At 66.2% G+C, this 2,856-nt stretch carries 3 protein-coding genes; all 3 read left to right on the forward strand.

Features of this window, described 5'->3' with window-relative positions:
• Window positions 1-241: 241 nt before the first annotated feature.
• The 3 genes from CXY80_RS00220 (at window position 242) to CXY80_RS00230 (ending at window position 2,685) form a co-directional block, all read left to right on the forward strand.
• Window positions 242-601, forward strand: a complete 360-nt coding sequence (locus CXY80_RS00220) for a PadR family transcriptional regulator (RefSeq protein WP_092450092.1) — start codon at window positions 242-244, stop codon at window positions 599-601.
• On the forward strand, window positions 598-1,731 hold the full coding sequence (locus tag CXY80_RS00225) for a hypothetical protein (RefSeq protein ID WP_104131133.1): 1,134 nt from the start codon (window positions 598-600) through the stop codon (window positions 1,729-1,731). The genes CXY80_RS00220 and CXY80_RS00225 overlap by 4 nt, the downstream gene beginning before the upstream one ends.
• A 231-nt stretch (window positions 1,732-1,962) precedes the next feature.
• Window positions 1,963-2,685, forward strand: a complete 723-nt coding sequence (locus CXY80_RS00230) for a hypothetical protein (RefSeq protein ID WP_104131134.1) — start codon at window positions 1,963-1,965, stop codon at window positions 2,683-2,685.
• Window positions 2,686-2,856 lie beyond the last annotated feature (171 nt).

The raw sequence follows: 2,856 nt of genomic DNA on the forward strand, positions 1-2,856 counted from the left end.
CTCAACCTCGAAACCCCCGCCTACCGCCTCAACCAGCTACTTCTCGAAGCAAAAACCCCCGCGTTGCCCTGACCACTTGACTTTGCCGCGCTGAAATGGCCTCAAACTCACGGCTCGGTGGTTGAAACTCACGGCTCGGCCGGGGACCAAGATTCTGCATGGCACGGTACTGCGGTTTGCGTAGTAGTGTGGGATCCGTTGAAGGCCTGCGTGTGCGCCCCGACCGATGAAGGAGATACCGATGGATACCACCCAACTACTGAAGGGGGTGCTCGATATGGCCGTCCTGGCCGTGATCGTCGACGACGACGGCTACGGCTATGACATTGTGCGTCGGTTGCGCGCCGCCGGACTCGATGAGGTCGGTGACGCGTCGGTCTACGGCACCCTGCGCCGGCTGTACAGCGCCGGGGCGCTGTCGAGCTATGTCGTGCCGTCGGACGGCGGGCCGCACCGCAAGTACTACGGAATGAACGCGAACGGCCGGGCCATGCTCGCCGAACAGCGCTCGAACTGGACCCACTTCGCAAATACCCTCACCCAGTTGCTCGAGAAGCCGAAACCCACCGCCCACCTACGCCCGATCGGTGACAACACATGAGCGAAACAATTACGACTCCCCAGTCCATTCGTGAGTTCGCCGCGGCCGTGCGATCGGCACTGAGCGACCTGCCGGCCGACGATGTCGATGACCTCACCGACGGCCTCGAGGCCGACCTCACGGAGCAGGCCGCCGACGTCAATGCCGGCGATGCGGCTGCGCCCAACGTCGATCTCGGCGATCCGGTCGCCTATGCCGACGAGTTGCGCGGCGCTGCCGGGCTTCCGGTGCGGGGCACGACGCCCGAAGTCCGGGTGCCGCGGCTTGGCCGGCTGCGCATCAGGATCGGCGAGGCGCGGGCTGGCGCGGCGCGGCGCATCCGCTCGAGTGTCGCCGGTGCGGCGCTGCTCGACTTTCTGCTGGTGTTGCGCCCCGTGTGGTGGGTGCTGCGCGGCTGGGTTGTTTATGCGGTCGTCGCAGTCCTCGCAGGCGGCGGGATCAGCACGGTGCCGACCGACCCGTTGCGGTGGGTCGTGCTCGCGGCTTTCGTGATTCTGAGTGTGCAGTGGGGTCGTGGCCGGTGGCTGCCTTGGCGCTGGCTTCCACGTTTTCGTACCCTGGTCAGCGTGTGCGCGGTTCTCGTTCTGCCGATCGTGCTGTTGGCCACGGCGCACAATGCCGGAGCGCAGAACAGTGCGTACGTGGACTACAACCCGGCGCCAACGCCGGGACTGATGCAGAACGGCCAGGGAGTGACCAACGTGTTCGCCTATGACGCCGACGGCCAGCCGCTCACCGACGTGCAGTTGTTCGACCAGGACGGCCGCGCGCTCAACGTGGTCAACGACCCGGTCAATACCAACTACCTGACCCAGTTTGATGCCGCCGGCGACAAGGATATGGTCATGCCGAGCCTGCTGGTGCCGGGCGGCGGCGGCTGGAATGTGTTCCCGCTGCGGCTGGTGACCTCCGACGATGTCGACTACACCTACGACCATCTCGGGCAGGCCTACCAAGCGGATGCCGCGCCCGCGCCGTTCCCGTTCGCCCAGGTGCGGCCGCTGGTCGAGCTTCCGGCGGTGGAAGAGTCGTCGTCCACGCCGGCACCCGCGTTATCGCCGGAACCGTCAGCCGCGCCCACGCTGTCGCCGGGACCGACGGCATCCGCTGCGCCGACGGCCGAACAATGATGCGCCGGTCCGAGGTACAGACCGTCATCAGCCCGTCGGCCGTCGACCTGCCGCCCACCCAGTCCGTTGACATAACTGCGTGGGCCGCCACGGGCGAATAGGCGCGAACCTCGACCTGACAGGATGGCACGGGTTAGGGTGGCACGAGGGGGAACCATGAGTCGACACGCCGCCCACGGGGCGCACAGCTGCACAGTTGCGCGAGCGCGATGGGTCGTCACGGGTGCAGCGATGATGGTGGTGGCTCTTGCCCTCATGGGCTGCGGTACCGCCGGCGAGCGCGTGGCCGGCACGGCGGTCAACCAGGTTGCTGACGCACTCACCGACCAACTGGACTCGCCGGTGTCGCGGGTGCGCGATGCGGAGTGGTTCGCGGCAACCTACATCCCAGACCTGAACTCGTCTGGCCGCGGTTCCACGGTCTACGCGGACACACTGGCGTGGAGTGGAAACTCACGGGACGACGCCGGCGCCCGCATCGAGGTTCGCATCCGGGTCGACGTTGAGGCTGAGACTGGCTATTTCGGATCCGGCCACGAGTCTGCAAGTTCCACGAAGTGCTTCCGCTATGAGGTCTTTGTCCGGCCGAACCCGGTACTCCGCCATGGCATCGCCTGTCCGAACGACCCGGAGATCATGATGCCCTCTGCGGTGCCGTTCCCTACTCTGCCCGACAACGCCGAGGACGTTCTCGCCGCGGTTCTCGCCGCAGCATCACCCACCAGCCTGGACGGAGACGTGCGCGCCGCCTTCCCGCAGGACTTCGTGACGGTTGACACGGATACCGTCGATGGCGATCTCCTGGCTGCCGTCGGTGTTTCGGCGGAGCGCGAGTGCATCGTGGGAGGGCGCGGTGCCGATGGTGTGGTGGAGTTCTGGGGCTACGATCCCACCTGGATCGAGCCCGGCGAACTGGGCTGTACGACGAGCATTGTGACGAGCCCGCCCCTGTAGTCGTCCCAAGCGTCAGGGAGCCGCCGACCCGTGAGTTTGAGGCGTCCCACGTTACCGAGCCGTGAGTTTGAGTCCATTTCTGGGCGGCAAAGTCAAGTGGTCAGGGCAACGCGGGGGTTTTTGCTTCGAGAAGTAGCTGGTTGAGGCGGTAGGCGGGGGTTTCGAGGTTGA

This window comes from Cryobacterium sp. M91 (genome assembly GCF_002929615.1).
Lineage (GTDB): Bacteria > Actinomycetota > Actinomycetes > Actinomycetales > Microbacteriaceae > Cryobacterium > Cryobacterium levicorallinum.

Coding starts and splice junctions, on each gene's coding strand:
- CXY80_RS00225 (WP_104131133.1), top strand. CDS start 598: ATGAGCGAAACAATTACGACTCCCCAGTCCATTCGTGAGTTCGCCGCG.
- CXY80_RS00230 (WP_104131134.1), top strand. CDS start 1,963: ATGATGGTGGTGGCTCTTGCCCTCATGGGCTGCGGTACCGCCGGCGAG.
- CXY80_RS00220 (WP_092450092.1), top strand. CDS start 242: ATGGATACCACCCAACTACTGAAGGGGGTGCTCGATATGGCCGTCCTG.